Annotated in this window: 16 protein-coding genes and 1 tRNA gene; 10 read left to right on the top strand and 7 right to left on the bottom strand. The window is 56.9% G+C overall.

Translation table 11 applies throughout. The annotated features are described in order from the left end of the window. The first annotated feature begins 62 nt into the window (after nt 1–62). From apbE to mgtE, 5 genes are all read left to right on the top strand, one after another. A complete protein-coding gene (gene apbE, locus NWV12_RS15135) occupies nt 63–1,118 on the top strand; it encodes an FAD:protein FMN transferase ApbE (RefSeq protein WP_047060576.1) in 1,056 nt (351 codons plus the stop codon). A gap of 72 nt (nt 1,119–1,190) precedes the next feature. Beyond that, on the top strand, nt 1,191–2,249 hold the full coding sequence (gene ada, locus NWV12_RS15130; protein ID WP_048980017.1) for a bifunctional DNA-binding transcriptional regulator/O6-methylguanine-DNA methyltransferase Ada: 1,059 nt from the start codon (nt 1,191–1,193) through the stop codon (nt 2,247–2,249). Continuing rightward, the gene (gene alkB, locus NWV12_RS15125; protein WP_048980013.1) at nt 2,249–2,905 is read left to right on the top strand and encodes a DNA oxidative demethylase AlkB; all 657 of its coding nucleotides are present in this window, start codon (nt 2,249–2,251) and stop codon (nt 2,903–2,905) included. The genes ada and alkB overlap by 1 nt, the downstream gene beginning before the upstream one ends. 69 nt (nt 2,906–2,974) lie before the next feature. Beyond that, nucleotides 2,975–4,618 (top strand): multidrug ABC transporter permease/ATP-binding protein, encoded by a 1,644-nt coding sequence (locus NWV12_RS15120; RefSeq protein WP_048980100.1) that lies wholly within the window; start codon nt 2,975–2,977, stop codon nt 4,616–4,618. A gap of 148 nt (nt 4,619–4,766) precedes the next feature. After that, nucleotides 4,767–6,203 (top strand): magnesium transporter, encoded by a 1,437-nt coding sequence (mgtE, locus tag NWV12_RS15115; RefSeq protein WP_032659110.1) that lies wholly within the window; start codon nt 4,767–4,769, stop codon nt 6,201–6,203. Here the strand turns inward: mgtE and NWV12_RS15110 are convergent. After that, nucleotides 6,166–7,455, bottom strand: coding sequence for a SulP family inorganic anion transporter (locus NWV12_RS15110; protein WP_048980011.1), 1,290 nt, complete (start codon nt 7,453–7,455; stop codon nt 6,166–6,168). The two genes, mgtE and NWV12_RS15110, sit on opposite strands and share 38 nt — an antisense overlap. 187 nt (nt 7,456–7,642) lie before the next feature. Here NWV12_RS15110 and mqo point away from each other — a divergent pair, with 187 nt between their 5' ends. Further along, the gene (gene mqo, locus NWV12_RS15105; protein WP_032646585.1) at nt 7,643–9,292 is read left to right on the top strand and encodes a malate dehydrogenase (quinone); all 1,650 of its coding nucleotides are present in this window, start codon (nt 7,643–7,645) and stop codon (nt 9,290–9,292) included. Between the two features lie 135 nt (nt 9,293–9,427). On the opposite strand, the gene eco is transcribed toward mqo, so the two are convergent. Further along, nucleotides 9,428–9,931: a serine protease inhibitor ecotin gene (gene eco, locus NWV12_RS15100; RefSeq protein WP_048980010.1), complete on the bottom strand. Its 504-nt coding sequence runs from the start codon at nt 9,929–9,931 to the stop codon at nt 9,428–9,430. Nucleotides 9,932–10,140: 209 nt separating this feature from the next. Between eco and NWV12_RS15095 the strand changes: the two genes are divergently transcribed. Together NWV12_RS15095 and NWV12_RS15090 are read left to right on the top strand one after the other, a co-directional pair. Further along, nucleotides 10,141–10,401, top strand: coding sequence for a DUF2534 family protein (locus NWV12_RS15095; protein ID WP_008500962.1), 261 nt, complete (start codon nt 10,141–10,143; stop codon nt 10,399–10,401). Between the two features lie 138 nt (nt 10,402–10,539). Further along, nucleotides 10,540–11,727 (top strand): MFS transporter, encoded by a 1,188-nt coding sequence (locus NWV12_RS15090; protein WP_033146051.1) that lies wholly within the window; start codon nt 10,540–10,542, stop codon nt 11,725–11,727. A 36-nt stretch (nt 11,728–11,763) separates the two neighbouring features. Here the strand turns inward: NWV12_RS15090 and NWV12_RS15085 are convergent. The 3 genes from NWV12_RS15085 to NWV12_RS15075 form a co-directional block, all read right to left on the bottom strand. Then, nucleotides 11,764–11,840, bottom strand: a tRNA-Pro gene (locus NWV12_RS15085). A 72-nt stretch (nt 11,841–11,912) separates the two neighbouring features. Beyond that, nucleotides 11,913–13,673 (bottom strand): LPS biosynthesis-modulating metalloenzyme YejM, encoded by a 1,761-nt coding sequence (gene yejM / locus NWV12_RS15080; protein WP_047060568.1) that lies wholly within the window; start codon nt 13,671–13,673, stop codon nt 11,913–11,915. A gap of 19 nt (nt 13,674–13,692) precedes the next feature. Further along, a complete protein-coding gene (locus NWV12_RS15075) occupies nt 13,693–13,920 on the bottom strand; it encodes a YejL family protein (protein WP_008500958.1) in 228 nt (75 codons plus the stop codon). 134 nt (nt 13,921–14,054) lie between these two features. On the opposite strand from NWV12_RS15075, the gene yejK reads away from it, so the two are divergent. Beyond that, nucleotides 14,055–15,062: a nucleoid-associated protein YejK gene (yejK, locus tag NWV12_RS15070; RefSeq protein WP_008500957.1), complete on the top strand. Its 1,008-nt coding sequence runs from the start codon at nt 14,055–14,057 to the stop codon at nt 15,060–15,062. A gap of 52 nt (nt 15,063–15,114) precedes the next feature. On the opposite strand, the gene rplY is transcribed toward yejK, so the two are convergent. After that, on the bottom strand, nt 15,115–15,399 hold the full coding sequence (gene rplY / locus NWV12_RS15065; RefSeq protein WP_029740955.1) for a 50S ribosomal protein L25: 285 nt from the start codon (nt 15,397–15,399) through the stop codon (nt 15,115–15,117). A 125-nt stretch (nt 15,400–15,524) separates the two neighbouring features. After that, entirely contained in the window at nt 15,525–17,285 is a 1,761-nt protein-coding gene (locus NWV12_RS15060) for a DEAD/DEAH box helicase (protein WP_048980009.1), read from the bottom strand. Between the two features lie 281 nt (nt 17,286–17,566). Here NWV12_RS15060 and rsuA point away from each other — a divergent pair, with 281 nt between their 5' ends. Further along, nucleotides 17,567–18,274, top strand: coding sequence for a 16S rRNA pseudouridine(516) synthase RsuA (rsuA, locus tag NWV12_RS15055; RefSeq protein ID WP_045354252.1), 708 nt, complete (start codon nt 17,567–17,569; stop codon nt 18,272–18,274). Nucleotides 18,275–18,283 lie beyond the last annotated feature (9 nt).

Genomic DNA, 18,283 nt, shown 5'->3' with positions numbered 1-18,283 from the left:
GGATTCTCACAACTCACCCGTTTTGGTGTACTCTTGCCGCCCTGGCATGAGGATAATAATGAATGGACATGACTTTTTTACGCGCCAGCTTTCTGGCTATGCTTTTTTTCCTGACCGCGTGTAACGATCCCACTCCCGTGGCGAAAACCGACGCACCCGCCGCGACGGTGCTCGAAGGCAAAACGATGGGCACCTTCTGGCGCGTCAGCGTGATGAACCTCGATAAAACGCGCACAGATGAACTTCGCGGCAAAATCCAGTCTCAGCTGGATGCCGACGATCAGCTGCTCTCAACCTATAAAAATGACTCGGCGCTGATGCGCTTTAATCTCTCCACCAGTACCTCCCTGTGGCCGGTGAGCGAAGCGATGGCCGATATCGTGACCGAATCCATACGCGTGGGTTACAAAACCAACGGGGCGATGGATGTGACCGTCGGACCTCTGGTGAACCTCTGGGGATTTGGCCCTAACAAACAGCCGGTGACCACGCCTGAACAGGCGGCCATTGATGACGCCCGCGCCCGGACAGGGCTGCAGCATCTGACGGTGATCAATCAGTACGGGCAACAGTACCTGCAAAAAGATATCCCCGATCTGTTTGTCGATCTGTCGACGGTTGGGGAAGGCTATGCGGCGGATCATCTTGCTGCGCTGATGGCCCAGGAAGGCATTTCCCGCTATCTGGTCTCCGTGGGCGGCGCTTTAGTCAGCCGGGGGATGAACGCCAGCGATAAGCCGTGGCGCGTAGCGATTCAAAAACCGACCGATCGGCAAAATGCGGTGCAGGCGATAGTGGATATCAACGGTCACGGCATCAGTACTTCCGGAAGCTATCGTAACTATTACGAGCTTGACGGGAAGCGTATTTCGCATGTTATCGATCCGCAGACCGGGCGTCCCATCACGCATAATCTGGTCTCGGTGACGGTCATCGCCCCCACCGCGCTGGAAGCGGATGCCTGGGATACCGGATTAATGGTTCTCGGCCCGGAAAAAGCCAAAGAGGTGGTTCGCCAGGAAGGACTGGCGGTTTATATGATCACCAAAGAGGGCGACGGGTTCAAAACCTGGAGCTCGCCGCAGTTCAAGAGTTTCCTGGTGCACGACAAAAATTAAAAAGCAAGGTTGCGGGTTTTTTATCACTGGCGCTCAGGCACGCTCTATGTATGCTTACATGAGGAGCCGATAATGAGAAACCCGACCTTTATTACCGATGAGGATCGCTGGCAGGCCGTGCTGGCCCGCGATCCGCGCGCTGACGAGCGGTTTGTCTTCGCCGTGCAGACGACGGGAATTTTCTGCCGTCCGTCATGCCGTGCCCGCCACGCGCTGCGTAAAAACGTCCGCTTTTATCCCGATGCCCACCATGCCGTTCAGGCAGGGTTTCGCCCGTGCAAGCGCTGCATGCCGGACAAACGCGATCCGCAGGAGCAGAAGCTGGCGAAAGTGGAACACGCCTGCCGTCTTCTGGAGCAGGATCCCACGCTGACCCTTGAGGGGCTGGCGCAGCAGGTCGCCATGAGCCCTTTCCATTTCCACCGTCTGTTTAAGTCCGTGACCGGCATGACGCCAAAAGCCTGGCAGCAGGCGGCGCGAGGCCAGCGCCTGCGCACCGCGCTTGCACAGGGAGACAAAATTACCGACGCCGTGCTGGCAGCGGGGTTTCCCGACAGCAGCAGCTATTATCGTAAAGCCAACGATGCGCTGGGCATGACGGCGAAGCAGTACCGCAAAGGGGATGTGGCGGTGCGTTATGCCATCAGCGACTGTTCGTTAGGACGCTGTCTGGTGGCAGAAAGCGAGCGGGGGATCTGCGCGATCCTGCTGGGTGACAGCGATGAAGAATTAGCCGAAGAGCTTGCCGCGCAATTTCCAAAAGCAGCACATGCGCCGATGGAAGAGGATTTCGCGCGGCGGGTCCAGCAGGTGATTGCCAGTATTGATAATCGCGACATACCGCTTGCGCTGCCGCTGGATATTCGCGGAACCGCGTTCCAGCAGCGCGTCTGGCAGGCCCTTCGCAACATTCCCTGCGGCGAAACGGCAAGTTACCAGCAGGTGGCGCAGGCGATTGGCCAGCCCAGTGCGGTACGCGCCGTTGCCGGTGCCTGTGCGGCAAACACGCTGGCGATTGTGATCCCCTGTCATCGCGTGGTTCGTAACGACGGCGCGCTGTCGGGTTACCGTTGGGGGACAGCGCGAAAAGCGCGATTACTGAAACGTGAGGCGAAACGCCAGGAGGGATAATGCTCGATCTTTTTGCGGATGCTGAACCCTGGCAGGAGCCGCTTGCGCCGGGAGCGGCGATCCTGCGCCGCTTTGCACTCTCCCGTGCGGCGGCGCTGCTTGCCGGTATCGACGAGGTGACGGCGGTTTCGCCGTTTCGCCATATGGTGACGCCGGGCGGCTACACCATGTCGGTGGCCATGGCCAACTGCGGGGAACTGGGCTGGGCGACGAACGAGCGGGGCTATCTGTATGCCCCGAACGATCCCGCTACCGGCCAGCCGTGGCCCCCGATGCCCGCGGTTTTTCAGTCTCTCTGCCACGAGGCCGCCGTGGCAGCGCAGTATCCTGACTTTCGGCCGGATGCCTGCCTGATCAACCGCTACGCCGTTGGCGCGAAGCTCTCGCTGCATCAGGACAAGGATGAACCCGATCTGCGCGCGCCTATCGTTTCGGTATCGTTAGGTCTGCCTGCCGTCTTCCAGTTTGGGGGATTACGCCGCAACGACCCGCTCAAGCGCATCATGCTGGAACATGGCGATGTGGTGGTGTGGGGCAGGGAGTCGCGGCTGTATTATCACGGCATTCAGCCGCTGAAGCCCGGGGTTCACCCGCTCACGGGCGAGTACCGTTATAACCTGACCTTTCGTCAGGCGGGGCACGGTAAACTAAAATAAGAATTATTCTTGATGTACACGCAGGGCAGTTTACACTGCTGGCTGATTTTTATTGTCCGGATTGCCTGCATGCAACTACTTCTCCTCGTCTGGCGTCAGTATCGCTGGCCCTTCATTGCAGTAATGGCGTTAAGCCTCGCCAGCGCCGCGCTGGGTATTGGCCTGATCGCGTTTATTAACGTGCGGTTGATTGAAATGGTCGATACCTCGCTCTCCGTTCTGCCGGAGTTTCTCGGCCTGCTGCTCCTGTTGATGGCGGTTACGCTCGGTTCCCAGCTGGCGCTGACCGCGCTCGGGCACCATTTCGTTTTCCGTTTGCGCAGTGAGTTTATCAAGCGGATCCTGGACACCCAGGTTGAGCGCGTTGAGCAGCTCGGCAGCGCATCCCTGCTGGCGGGGCTGACCAGCGACGTGCGCGCCATCACCATCGCGTTCGTTCGGCTGCCGGAGCTGGTGCAGGGGATCGTTCTGACCTTTGGCTCGGCTGCCTATCTCGCCTGGCTCTCCAGCAAAATGCTGGCGGTGACCGCCCTGTGGATTGCCATTACCATCTGGGGCGGCTTTATGCTGGTGTCGCGCGTCTATAAACACATGGCGGTGCTGCGCGAAACCGAAGATAAACTTTATAACGATTACCAGACGGTGCTGGAAGGGCGCAAAGAGCTCACCCTGAACCGCGAGCGCGCCGAGCATATTTTTAATCATCTCTATATCCCGGACGCGCGCGAATACCGTCATCATATTATTCGCGCCGACACCTTCCACCTGAGCGCCGTGAACTGGTCAAACATTATGATGCTGGGTGCCATTGGCCTGGTATTCTGGATGGCAAACGGCCTGGGCTGGGCTGACACCAACGTCGCGGCAACCTACTCGCTGACGCTGCTGTTTTTACGCACGCCGCTGCTCTCGGCGGTCGGTGCGTTGCCCACCCTGCTGAGTGCGCAGGTGGCCTTTAATAAGCTCAAAAAATTCGATCTCGCGCCGTTTAAAGCCGAATTCCCGCGCCCGCAGACCTTCCCGAACTGGCAGACGCTGGAGCTGCGTAACGTCACGTTCCGCTATCAGGACAGCGCCTTCTCCGTGGGGCCGGTCAACCTGACGATCCGCCGCGGTGAACTGCTGTTCCTCATCGGCGGCAACGGCAGCGGTAAATCTACGCTGGCGATGCTGCTGACCGGACTCTATCAGCCGCAGTCGGGCAAAATTTTGCTGGACGGCAGGGCGCTGAGCGCGGAGAAGCCCGAGGATTACCGCAAGCTTTTCTCGGCGGTGTTCACCGACGTCTGGCTGTTCGATCGGCTGCTGGGGCCGGAAGGGCAACCGGCCAATCCTGCGCTGGTGGAAAAATGGCTGGCGCAGCTGCAGATGTCGCACAAGCTGGCGTTACAGGACGGGAAGATCCTCAACCTGAAGCTTTCCAAAGGGCAGAAAAAGCGCGTGGCGCTGCTGCTGGCGCTGGCGGAAGAGCGTGACATCATCCTGCTGGACGAGTGGGCTGCGGATCAGGACCCGCATTTCCGCCGCGAGTTTTATCAGGTGCTGCTGCCGCTGATGCAGGAGATGGGCAAAACCATTTTCGCCATCAGCCACGACGATCACTACTTCATTCATGCTGACCGCCTGCTGGAGATGCGTGACGGCAAGCTGAGCGAGCTGACCGGTGAAGAGCGCGTTGCGGCCTCGCGTGACGCGGTAGCGCGCACGGCCTGATGCCCTTACCCTGGCCCTCTCCCACTGGGAGAGGGGATAAATCGTGGCCGCGATGCCGCTTTTTTCTCCATCCCGCCGCGTTGTTTATTCTTATTTACATATCCCCGCGCTATGCTTAACCCCAACTCATTTAATGGATTTATGATTGATGTCGGTATTAAAGAAAAACAGCGCCAGACAGCGTGACCAGGAGCGCGCGCGACTCATCTGGCTTCTCACGACCGATAAAGCGGTCACTTCTACGCTTTTAGGCAAACTCACCCTGGCTGAGCAATATGATGTCGGCACCCTGGCCGACGATATTGCTGAGGTAGGTGCGCTGGTTGCTCATTTACCCCCGCCGGATCTGGCGGATACCCTTGAAGCGCTGCCCTCGGAAGAACGTCACGCCCTGTGGCGTCTGGTGCAGGATCACGAGCGCGGGCAGGTGCTGCTTGAGGCCTCCGAAAACGTCTGGGACGACCTGATCGACGAGATGAGCGACCGGGATATTCTCGACGCGGTGCAAACCCTGGATATCGACGAGCAGATTTACCTCGTTCAGCACCTGCCGCGAAACCTGACCGGCCGCCTGCTGGCGTCGCTGCCTGCCGATGAACGCGCGCGCGTGCGCCAGGTGATGCACTACGAGAAAAACAGCGTCGGCGCGATCATGGAGTTCGGCGTTATCACGGTGCGCCCGGACGTGACGCTCGGTACCGTGCAGCGCTATCTGCGTCGCCTGGGCAAAATGCCGGACAACACCGATAAACTGTTTGTTACCTCCCGGGATAAAACCCTGCTTGGCGAACTTGAGCTGAAAACCATCCTGCTCAACAGCACCCAGCGGAAGGTGAGCGAGGTGATGGAAAACGAGCCGATGGTCTTCTCTCCGGAGGACGACGCGGAGAAAGCGGCGCGTACCTTCGAGCGTGACGACCTGGTGAGTGCCGCCGTCGTGGATTCCGTCGGCAAACTGATGGGGCGTCTGACCATCGATGAGATCGTTGATGTGGTCTATGAAGAAACCGACAACGACCTGCGCGCGCTCGGAGGGATCAGCGCCGAAGATGACGTCCATGCCTCCGTCGGCAAGGCGGTGAAAACGCGCTGGGCGTGGCTGGCCATTAACCTGTGCACCGCGTTTATCGCCTCCCGGGTGATCGACGGTTTTGAACACACCATTTCGCAGCTGGTGGCGCTGGCCTCGCTGATGCCGATTGTGGCCGGAATTGGCGGCAACACCGGAAACCAGACCATCACCATGATCGTCCGCGCCCTGGCGCTGGAAAACATTCAGCCCGGTAACTTTGCCTTTCTGATCTTCAGGGAGATGGGCGTGGCGCTGATTAACGGCCTGGTGTGGGGCGGGATTATGGGCGGCATCACCTGGTGGCTGTACGACGATATGGCCCTGGGCGGCGTGATGATGCTGGCGATGGTGCTGAACCTGCTGGTGGCATCAATGATGGGGGTCATTATCCCGCTGACGATGACCAAACTGGGGCGCGACCCCGCGGTGGGGTCGAGCGTGATGATCACCGCCATCACCGATACCGGCGGTTTCTTTATTTTTCTTGGGCTGGCGACGATTTTTCTGCTTTAAGTCGACGCTTAATGCGGGCGGGGAGGAGTGCCATGACGATAATCCCGCCCAGCACGCCAATCGCCAGATTGCCGGTTGATACCGTGGCGGCAACGGTGACCAGCATGACGACCGTTTCTGCTATCGGGGCCGTTTTCACCGTGGCTGGCTGAAGGCTGTGCCAGCTGAAGGTTTTGACGGCGACAATCGCCATAATACCTGCCAGCACCGCCATCGGGATGTTGGCCATCACGTCGCTGAGCGCCGTCACCAGGATCAGCAGCACAATGCCCGCCGCAAAGGTTGAAATGCGGCTTCGACCTTTCCCCATCTCCACGTTGACGATGGTTTGTCCGATCATCGCGCAGCCTGCAATCCCGCCATAAAATCCGGCCAGAATATTGCCGACGCCTAGTCCAATGCTTTCGCGGCGTTTACCTGACGGTGTCGAGGTCAGCTCATCCACCAGCTTTGCCGTCAGCAGGGATTCCAGCAGGCCGACAAACGCGATGCTCAGCGCGCACGGCCAGATAATGCTCAGCGTCTGCACATTGAGCGGGACCAGCAGCTCGGTAAGACCCGGCAAACCGCCGCTCATGGAGCCTTCATCGCCCACGGTCGGCAGGATTTGACCGGTTGAAACGGTGAACAAGGTAAGCACAACAATCGCAATCAGCGGGGAAGGGATGCTTTTGATATAGCGCGGCACCCACAGCACGATCAGCAGCGTCAGGACGAACAGGCCCACAATCAGCGGGCTTCGGCTCCAGAAATGCGGCACCTGAGCGAAGAAGATCAAAATGCCCAGGGCGTTAACAAATCCGGTCATGACCGACTGAGGTATAAAGCGCATCAGCCTTGCCATGCCCAGCACGCCAAACAGAATCTGAATCACGCCCGCCATCAGCACGGCGGGAAGTATGTACTGTACGCCGTGCTGATGCACCATCGGGCCAATGACCAGCGCCACGGAACCGGCCGCTGCCGTGACCATCGCCGGACGGCCCCCGAGTACAGACAGGGCAAGACACAGCACCACGGAGGCGATCAGGCTGACCTTCGGGTCAACGCCCGCCACAACCGAAAATGAGATAACCTCGGGGATCAGCGCCAGGGCGGTAATCACGCCAGCCAGCGTTTCACGCGTCAGCCGCTTTGGGGAACGCAGCACGTTGGCTACGCGGTCTTCGGGGGATACAGCAGAATGGGGTAGGGACATAACAGTTCGCTGGTTAGGGCAGGCTTCCGTGCGCGCGATCACAAAACGCAACATACTAGCCAGTAAAACCGCGCTTTACCAGACGCATCGATAATTCCTCACAAACAATCCATCATTAAATTTCACAATTACAATAATTTCGTAACCTTTAAACAATATTTAAAAGTTGTTACCGTGCCCCCGCAGCTTTTTTCACCTGCAATTTCCACGCATCAAGCACTTTTACACTAAGGCATAAATTATGAAAAAAATGACTGCCATGCTCTTTTCTCTGGCCGTGGGGCTTAACACCGTCTCCATGGCGGCGAAAGCTGACGCACCAAAAGAGCAGGAAACGGACGTCCTTTTAATTGGTGGCGGTATCATGAGCGCCACGCTGGGAACCTATCTGCAAGAACTGCAGCCGGACTGGTCTATGACCATGGTCGAGCGCCTTGATGGCGTGGCGCAGGAGAGTTCGAACGGATGGAATAACGCCGGTACCGGACATTCGGCACTCATGGAACTGAACTATACGCCGCAGAAAAAGGACGGTTCCATTAGTATCGAGAAGGCGGTAGAGATCAACGAAGCATTCCAGGTTTCTCGCCAGTTCTGGTCTCATCAGGTCAACAGCGGCGTGATGCACGACCCGCACTCCTTCATCAACACCGTGCCGCACATGAGCTTTGTGTGGGGTGAGCAGAACGTTAACTTCCTGCGCGCGCGCTACGCCGCTCTGCAGCAGAGCACGCTGTTCCGCGGGATGAAATACTCTGAAGACCACGCGCAGATTAAAGAGTGGGCTCCGCTGGTCATGGAAGGTCGTGACCCGAACCAGAAAGTGGCGGCAACCCGTACCGAAATTGGTACCGACGTTAACTACGGCGAAATTACCCGTCAGCTGGTGACGTCTCTGAAGAAAAAAGAGAACTTCAACCTGCAGCTCAGCACCGAAGTACGCGGTTTCAAGCGCAACGCGGATAACAGCTGGAGCGTGACCGTCGCCGATCTGAAAAACAACGAAGCCGAGCACGTCATCAAGGCGAAGTTTGTCTTTATCGGTGCGGGCGGCGCGGCGCTGAAGCTGCTGCAGGAGTCCGGTATTCCGGAAGCGGACGACTACGCGGGCTTCCCGGTGGGCGGCCAGTTCCTGGTGTCCGATAACCCGGAAGTGGTGAATCGTCATCTGGCAAAAGTGTACGGCCAGGCTTCCGTTGGCGCACCGCCGATGTCTGTTCCGCACATCGACACCCGTATGCTTGACGGCAAACGCGTGGTGCTGTTTGGGCCGTTCGCGACCTTCTCCACCAAGTTCCTGAAAAATGGCTCCCTGTGGGATCTGCTCAGCGCCACGACCACCTCTAACGTCAAGCCGATGATGGACGTGGGTCTGGATAACTTCGACCTGGTGAAATACCTGATTAGCCAGGTGATGCTCTCTGACGACGACCGTTTCGAGGCGCTGAAAGAGTACTATCCGCAGGCGAAGAAAGAAGACTGGCGTCTGTGGCAGGCGGGTCAGCGCGTACAGATCATCAAGCGCGATCCGAAAGAGGGCGGCGTGCTGCGTCTGGGTACCGAAGTGGTAAGCGATAAGGATGGCACCATCGCCGCGCTGCTGGGTGCGTCGCCGGGCGCGTCTACCGCTGCGCCAATCATGCTGCACCTGATGGAAAAAGTGTTTAAAGATAAAGTCGCCAGCCCGGAATGGCAGGCGAAGCTGAAAACCATTATTCCATCCTACGGCACGAAGCTGAACGGCAACGTGAGCGCGACGGAGCAGGAGCTGGAATACACCAGCCGCGTACTGCAGCTGCAGTACATCAAGCCACAGGCTGCGGATGCGGCGCCAAAAGCGGAGCTGAAGCCTCAGCCGGAAAACAAACCGGTTGCGGATATCGCGCTGTAAGATAAAAGCAAAACGGTAACATCCGTTACCGTTTTTAGTGTTTTCTCCCTCTCCCAGTGGGAGAGGGGTGGGGTGAGGGCACCAGAGCGCACCCTTTCCGGGTCGGGTAAGGCGAAGCCGCCACCCGACTTATTTTTAACGTACTACCGCTTGTCCGACAGTCTCATCTGCCTTCCACACGCGATACTTCACTTCCACGTTTTCAGGCGTATAGACCACGATCGGCAGCTTGCTGTTGTAGCGCAACAGACTGTTGTCGCCCAGATACGCCGTTACAAATTTCTTCTCTTTCTTGCCGTCCGGGCAGGCCATCATGGTGGAAACCGGAGAGGTCACTTTGTCAAAGACGTAATAGTCGTAACCCCAGCCTTCCAGGGTTTTGCTTTCCAGCTGACCGCCCAGACGGTGCTGGTTGCAGTCCACTTCGAGCGTCTTGCCAATTAACAGTTCCACTTTAAAGTTCGCTTCATCCTGCTGAACCGGCAGCTGAATCACCTGACGCTTCATCCCTTTGTCCGCCTGCGGGTACGGAGCCACTTTTTCCAGCGGCTGCTGTTTTGGGGTTTCGCTGGCGAAAGCGCTGCTGCTGACGCACGCGGCGGCGATGAGGGCGATGGCAAATTTAGGTGCGTTTTTCATTGTCATTCCTTTATGTCAAAACGATCCTGCGCAGGTTAACATAACAACGATGAATGGTTGGTGTTATTTACTTACATTTTCACTATGGGTAGCGTTATGCGCTTTTAATTTACCTGTTTAGTGGTTGTTTGTGCTGGTGTGGAGTCGAGTGCCAGTTCGTGTTATTTTAGACCCTATATATTGTTATTCATCTGTAAAAGGGAAGAGAGATGGTTCGTGCAAAACTGAAAACGCCTGAAGGCCGCAAGTTCCTCCTGGCGCTGCTGGTCGTATTTATGATTGCCGCCGCGTGCGTGGGGCGGGCAACCATTGTTGGCGTTATCGAACAGTACAATATCCCCCTCTCTGCCTGGACAACCAGCATGTATGTCCTGCAGTCGGCGATGATCTTCGTCTACAGCCTGGTGTTCACCGTTCTGCTGGCCATCCCGCTGGGCATTTTCTTCCTGGGCGGACGTGAGAAGCATTAAGCGTCGACCTGCGATAACTAAGCCATCCTGCCGGATGGCTTTTTTTATGGTCTCATCCCACTCTCCTCAGGTTTTTTTAATCCGCGATATCCTATCCTGTAAGCATTCAGGCAACTGTTTTTAAAGCAGGAGCGGTAGATGCGTTCCAGATTTCCAGTGCTCAGCCAGATCCCCAAAGGCGTCTGGGTTGTGGGAGGCGTCAGTATGTTGATGGATATCTCGTCAGAGAGTATTCACAGCCTGCTGCCACTTTTTATGATGACCACCCTCGGTACGAGCGTGCTGTTTATCGGCCTGATTGAAGGGCTGGCGGAGGCCACTGCGCTTTTTATTAAGGTCTTTTCGGGGGCGATAAGCGACTACCTGGGTCAACGTAAGGGGCTGGCCCTGCTAGGGTATGGCCTGGGGGCGTTAAGCAAACCCCTTTTCGCATTAGCGTCCTCTTCCGGGATGGTTTTAGGCGCACGTCTGATAGACCGTACGGGGAAGGGGATACGGGGCGCACCGCGGGATGCACTGGTTGCAGACGTCACGCCGCCGGAAATGCGTGGTGCGGCATATGGTCTGCGTCAGTCAATGGATACCACAGGCGCATTTCTTGGCCCATTACTGGCCGTAAGCTTAATGCTATTGCTGGACAACGACTTTCGCACTGTTTTCTGGATAGCCCTTATCCCCGGTCTGCTTTCAGTTGCCTTGCTCTATTTTGGCCTTCAGGAGCCGAAAACTCCCCTCGAACATAAACGTACTAATCCCATTAAACGAGAGAATTTAAGGCGGCTGGGTAAAGCGTGCTGGTGGGTGATTGGCCTTGGTGCAGTGTTCACGCTTGCCCGGTTTAGCGAGGCTTTTCTCGTCCTTCGTGCGCAGCAGTCGGGCGTTCCTCTGGCCCTTATTCCGCTGGTGATGGTGGTCATGAACGTACTCTATTCCCTTTCCGCATACCCTTTTGGCAAACTTTCTGATGGCATGAGCCACACCCGGCTTCTGCAGTGGGGGCTAATGGTGCTGATTGGTGCAGATGTTGTTCTGGCGCTGAGCAGCCACTGGATGGGGGTCATTTTAGGCGTCGCGCTTTGGGGAATACATATGGGTATGACCCAGGGACTACTGGCGGCAATGATCGCTAAAACCGCACCGCCCGATCTGCGCGGCACGGCTTTCGGTATTTTTAGTCTGGTCAGCGGCGTGGGATTATTAATCGCCAGCGTGGGAGCCGGCGCGATATGGGAAACGTTTGGCGCGGAATATACGTTTTATGCCGGAGCGGTGATTTGTCTGACTACGCTTGTGTATCTGCGCAAAACGCCGGACGAGGCGAAATAAAAAAACCAGCCATCAGGCTGGTTTTCAATATGTTTTTGGTCGGCACGAGAGGATTTGAACCTCCGACCCCCGACACCCCATGACGGTGCGCTACCAGGCTGCGCTACGTGCCGACGCATAAAAAGAATACTACTCGATTCCGTTTTGAATGCAAGGGAATCTGTCGCTAACTGGTTTATTATTAATCAGTTAGCGATGAAGCGCTTCTCATCCGTCAGGACCTGAAGCAGCAGGCTCAGCTGCGGTTTCTGGTCTTTCAGCCGTTCACCCTGCAGATTATACGTCTGATAATTCCCGTTGCTGTTCAGCACCAGCGTCAGCTTCGGCGTGGTCACCACCAGCGTATTATTCCCCGCCGCCGTCACCCAGCTGTGGCGGCGCGCGGCGCTGAAGAGATCCTGCCCCTGCGAATATTCGTTTGCTGGCGTGCTGACGTGCAGCAGGCGTTGCATCAGGGTGGTCATCACATCTTTATGCTCGGTGAGCATATTGATGCGCTGCGCCGGGGTGCCAGGCCAGTGGATCACCAGCGGAACCTGCAGATTCGGGCGAGACCAGCTCATACTCTTCGTCTCGTCACCTAGCGGGATGCCATGGCCCGCGGTCACGATCACCACGGTGTTGTCCAGCTTGCCCGACTCGCGAAGCGCGTCAAGCACGCGGCCTATCTGCGCATCAACATCGCCAGCCGCGCGGCCGTAGCGGCGCGCAAAGTCACTCTTATTGCTGTTGGCAAGCGTTGTGCCGTTAAAGGCAACCCATGAGAACCAGCGATTATCTTCCTGGGCGTAGCGCTGCAGCCAGTTTATCCATTGGCTGGCGGTCTGCGCGTCGGACTGATTTTGCGCCGTCGGCAGTGAGAAATCGGACAGCAGCGCCTGACGGTAAAGCGGGCTGTTAAAGCCATCGGAGGAGAACAACCCTAACTGATAGCCTTGCTGATTCAGCCCGGTGATCAGCGCCGCAGGCGTGCGGGTAGACAGTACGCCGTCCATGTAGCCGGCTGAAATGCCATAGAAGAGGCCAAAGATGCCCGCATCGGTTGTGTTACCGGAACTCATATGCTGAGTAAACGAGACGTTCTGACTCGCGAAAGCGGCCAGCGCCGGCATCTGCTTCTCGAAGCGGGAATAGTTCAGGCCATCGACGGTGATCAGCAGGACGTTTTGCCCTCGTCCCATATCGCGGTAGTTCAGGTCGCTGAGAGGATACTGAACGCTGACGGCTTCCGGATTACCCTGCTCGATAAGACGGCGCTGGTACTCCTGCGCATCGAGCAGGCCGTGTTTCTCGAGGAAGCGACGGGCCGTCATCGGGTACGAGAGCGGCAGGTTCGCGCGCTGCATGGTAATAGGGCGATAGAAGTTCGCATCCGCCCAGATATACATAATGTGCGAACTGATAAAGGAGACGAAAAAGAGCGCGGCGACGGGCTTCGCATAATGGCGTCGCCGGGTCAGGCTGCGGAGCTTTTGCCAGCTCCAGGTGGCGAACAGCATCTCAATCAGCAGGATCACCGGGACGCTGATAAACATCAGCTGCCAGTCACGGGCCGTTTCGTTCTGGTCGGGGTTAATCACCAGTTCCCAGACGATGGGGTTGAGGTGCAGGTGGAAGCGGGTGAACACTTCACTGTCGATAAGCAGCAGCGTCATCCCCACCGTCGCAAGGATGGCGGACAAGAACCGCATCAGACGCTGCGACATGACGATAAACGTCAAGGGGAACAGGATCAGCAGATAGGTGGCGAAAACCAAAAAGCTAAAGTGACCGACAACGCTTATCCAGGAGTAGATACGCCCGGTTAGCGTTGTTGGCCAGTCTGCGACAAACAGATAACGACAGCCAATGACCGTCGCCAGCAGAATGTTGAACAGGGCAAACCAGTGCCCCCAGCTGACCATCTGGGAGACTTTTTCACGGTAGCGCTGACGATTCGTCACCATAAACTGTTGTTCGTATCCCTTAATGGGCCGGGTCGTTGCTGACGGACGACTGTAAAGCCTGGGCGAACGATTTTGCGATCGCCTGACGCTGAGCCGGAGCAACGCTGGTGTTAATCAGGTTGGTGACCATATTTCCCAAAACCATCAGGGAGAGATCGGTCGGCGTTTTATGTTTTTCCAGTACGTTGACCAGCTCACTGAGCAGTTGTTCAACGTGTTCATCACTGTAGCGGGAATGTTGTGGCATAAATCAAAATCAGTTTGTTGATGAAAGGGCAACATATTACCGTAGCAACAGCTTTTTTTCCCCTTTTTTATCTGTTGTTGCACACATGTCCTGGTGGTGGTTGAATACCGCCCGGTCTAAAAGGAGAGTTTATCATGAGTCTGGAAATCAACCAGATTGCCTTGCACCAGCTTATCAAGCGTGATGAGCAAACCCTTGAAGTGGTGCTACGCGATTCGTTACTGGAACCCACGGCGACCGTGGTGGAGATGATGGCAGAGCTGCATCGCGTCTACAGTGCCAAAAATAAAGCCTATGGCCTGTTCAGCGAAGAGAGTGAACTGGCTGATAGCCTGCGCCTGCAGCGTCAGGGCGAAGAGGATTTCCTGGCGTTTAGCCGTGCCGCCACCGGGCGTCTGCGCGATGAGCTGGCGAAATATCCGTTCGCCGACGGCGGGATCGTGCTGTTCTGCCACTATCGCTACCTGGCGGTAGAGTATCTGCTGGTTACCGTGCTGAATAACTTAAGCAGCATGCGTGTGAACGAGCAGCTGGATATCAGCTCAACGCATTATCTGGATATCAACCATGCGGATATCGTGGCGCGTATTGATTTGACCGAGTGGGAAACCAACCCGGAGTCGACCCGCTACCTGACTTTCCTGAAGGGGCGCGTGGGCCGCAAAGTGGCGGATTTCTTTATGGATTTCCTCGGTGCCAGCGAAGGTCTTAACGCCAAAGCGCAGAACAAAGGGCTTCTCCAGGCGGTTGACGACTTCACGGCTGAAGCGCAGCTCGATAAATCTGAGCGTCAGACCGTGCGCCAGCAGGTTTACAGCTACTGCAACGAACAGCTGCAGGCAGGGGAGGAGATCGAGCTGGAGTCCCTGTCAAAAGAGCTGGCGGGCGTCAGCGAAGTCAGCTTCCAGGAATTCACCGCGGAGAAAGGCTATGAGCTTGAAGAGAGCTTCCCGGCGGATCGCAGTACGCTGCGTCAGTTAACCAAGTTTGCCGGCAGCGGCGGTGGGTTAACCATCAACTTTGACGCGATGTTGCTGGGTGAACGCATCTTCTGGGATCCGGCCACCGATACGCTGACCATTAAAGGCACGCCGCCGAACCTGCGCGATCAGCTTCAGCGCCGCACCTCGGGCGGGAAATAACAGCCATAAAAAAACCCCGCAGAAGCGGGGTTTTTTTTCGACGTGTTTGCGATTACGCGCGAACGAAGTCGATGTGAGACAGTTTTGGCTTGAACGGGTGACGCTGAACAGCCTGAACTTTCACTTTTTCTTCTTTACCGCCAACAACGATGGTCAGAACTTCGCTGTAGAATTCAGCTTTGGTCTGCAGGTTCCACAGTTTGTCGTGATCCAGTTCGATTGCAACTGGAGCAGCTTCGCCACCGTAAACGATAGCCGGGAACTTGTTAGCGTTACGCAGGCGGCGGCTCGCACCCTTACCCTGCACGTTACGTACTTCTGCTTCGATAGTGAACATTGATTTCTCTCTGTATTTAAAACCCTGCTACAGGCGACCCAGCAGCAGGTGAGTGTTCTGCCTCACGGATGTGAAGCGGGCGGCATTTTATACTCAAATGCCCCTCACATCAATGAAAAGTCCCGCTAACCGCGCAATTCGTTGGCGCGACGGAAGCGACCTTCATAGTTAAAAAGTTTCTCGCGCACCTGCCAGAACTGGCTTTTCTTACGGGCGACGACAAAATCCGGATGGCGCAATAACACCTGCTGACGCACGATATCGGCTACGGTTATCCAGCGCAGGGGCACGCCCGGCGTGCGGGTATGCGGGCGGATAAACAGCTGTTCGAAGGCCATTCGCTGGGCAGGCGTCTGAACCCGGAAGCGCTCGCTGACGTCCGCTCCGTCTTCATCGTAATAGGTGATTTTCAGCCACTCGCCTTTTTCATCGGCGCCGGGCTGCAGTGCCATGCCGGAACAGCGCAGCACCAGGGCATCTTTCAGCTTTAGCGCCGCTTTCAGCATGTCGTCCGGGTCAACCAGTACCGTGTCGCATTCCCGGCAGCGGCGAGCGGCAATGTCGTTTTCGGCGTTGCACTGCGGGCAGTTTTTGAACCGGAAGCGGAAATCGCACTGCTCGCGATGCCCGTCATCATCTTCAAACCAGCCCTGACAGCGGCGGCCAAAGTGTTCGATCAGCGTACCGTCGGCGGTGGTTTTTCCCCAGAAGGTGTTGGCAAACCCGCAGGCAGGGCAAAAGACCTGTACGGGCACGTTGTCGCTTTTCCCTTTTGGTGCGCCGACTTCAGGCGTATAGAGATCGTGCGGGTTACCGGCATAATCCAGAATCAGGCAGTCGGTTTTTCCCGGGGCCAGGCGCAGGCCGCGGCCAACAATCTGCTGATACAGACTGACCGATTCGGTCGGGCGCAAAATGGCGATCAGGTCGACGTGTGGGGCGTCAAAGCCGGTGGTCAATACCGACACGTTTACCAGATAGCGGAACCGCTGGGCCTTAAACGCGTCAATCAGGCCGTCGCGCTCCGGGCCGGGCGTTTCGCCGGTGATTAACGCCGCGTCGCCGGCGGGCAATAATCCGGTGATTTCTCGCGCGTGCTCAACGGTGGCGGCAAAGATCATCACCCCTTTGCGCGTCGCGGCGAACTCCTCAATCTGGCTGATAATATGCGGCGTAATACGCTTCTGCTTTTTCAGCTCCTGATTGAGATCCGCTTCGCTGAATAAGCCGTTGCTCTGTGCCTGCAGACGGCTGAAATCGTACTGTACCACCGGCATATCCAGCCGTTCAGGCGGCGTCAGGTAGCCATGTTTAATCATGTAGCGCAGCGGAAGCTCGTAGATGCAGTCGCTAAACAGGGCCTTGTCATCGCCGCGCACCATGCCGTGATAATGATAGCGATAGATCCAGCCTTTCCCCAGGCGAAACGGGGTCGCCGTCAGGCCCAGCAGGCGCAGGTGAGGGTTCACCGCTTTCAGGTGAGCCAGAATTTGCTGATACTGGCTGTCGTCGTCATCGCTGATGCGGTGACACTCGTCAACAATCAGCAGCGAAAATTCGCTGCGAAACAGCTCCAGATTGCGCGCCACCGACTGCACGCTGCCGAAGACCACTTTGCCGTGGCTCTCTTTGCGCTTTAGCCCGGCGGCGAAAATATCGGCTTCCAGCCCAAGCGCACAATACTTGGCATGGTTTTGCGCGACGAGCTCTTTGACGTGTGCCAGCACCAGCACGCGACCACGGGCCAGACGCGCCAGTTCGGCGATGACCAGGCTTTTGCCTGCGCCGGTCGGGAGCACAATCGCCGCCGGCTCGCGATGCATACGGAACCAGGCGAGGGTGGCGTCAACGGCTTCCTGCTGATAGGGACGAAGTGTAAAAGTCATAGGGTCTCGGTTTCGTTATTCCGCACATATACCCGTCATACTTCAAGTTGCCTGTGCGTTGGCTGCACTCGTTCACCCCGGTCACTTACTTATGTAAGCTCCCGGGGATTCACTCCTTTGCCGCCTTCATGCAACTCGAATTATTTAGGGTATAGATAGTATGCCACGAAACTTTTTCCCTTGAGTGACGCAACCAGACCATTATACTGAACCGTTCCAGACTGCTTCTTTTTTCGGACCTGTTGTCCGACTTCCAGCACCATTAAGGCTAAAAAGATTTCATGCGACTTGATAAGTTTATCGCTCAGCAACTCGGCGTAAGCCGCGCTATTGCCGGGCGCGAAATTCGCGCCAGCCGCGTTACCGTGGATGGCGACATTGTGAGAGACAGCGCGTTCAAACTGCAACCTGACCATCAGGTGGAGTATGACGGCAATCCGCTGACCCAGCAGCACGGTCCGCGCTACTTCATGCTCAATAAGCCGGAAGGCTACGTCTGCTCAACGGACGATCCCGATCACCCGACGGTGCTCTATTTCCTCGACGAACCGGTGGCGCACAAGCTGCACGCCGCAGGCCGCCTCGACATCGACACCACGGGTCTGGTGCTGATGACCGACGACGGGCAGTGGTCGCATCGCATTACTTCCCCGCGTCACCACTGCGAGAAAACCTATCTGGTCACGCTGGAGTCGCCGGTGTCGGATGACACGGCAGAGCAATTCACGAAAGGCGTTCAGCTGCATAATGAAAAAGATCTGACCAAACCCGCCGTGCTTGAGGTGATCGCGCCGACGGAGGTCCGTCTGACCATCAGCGAAGGGCGCTACCATCAGGTGAAACGTATGTTTGCCGCGGTGGGGAACCACGTTGTTGGCCTGCATCGTGAGCGGATTGGTGCGATCGAACTCGATCCCGACCTGGCGCCAGGCGAATATCGCCCGTTAACGGAAGAAGAGATCGCCAGCGTCGGTCTGCCTTCGCACTAATTTCAGGAG

The organism is Enterobacter sp. Crenshaw (assembly GCF_024734705.1).
In the GTDB taxonomy this organism is placed as follows: domain Bacteria; phylum Pseudomonadota; class Gammaproteobacteria; order Enterobacterales; family Enterobacteriaceae; genus Enterobacter; species Enterobacter asburiae_B.
Note: the sequence above shows the minus strand (reverse complement) of the source record. Positions and strands in the feature narration are given on the sequence as shown.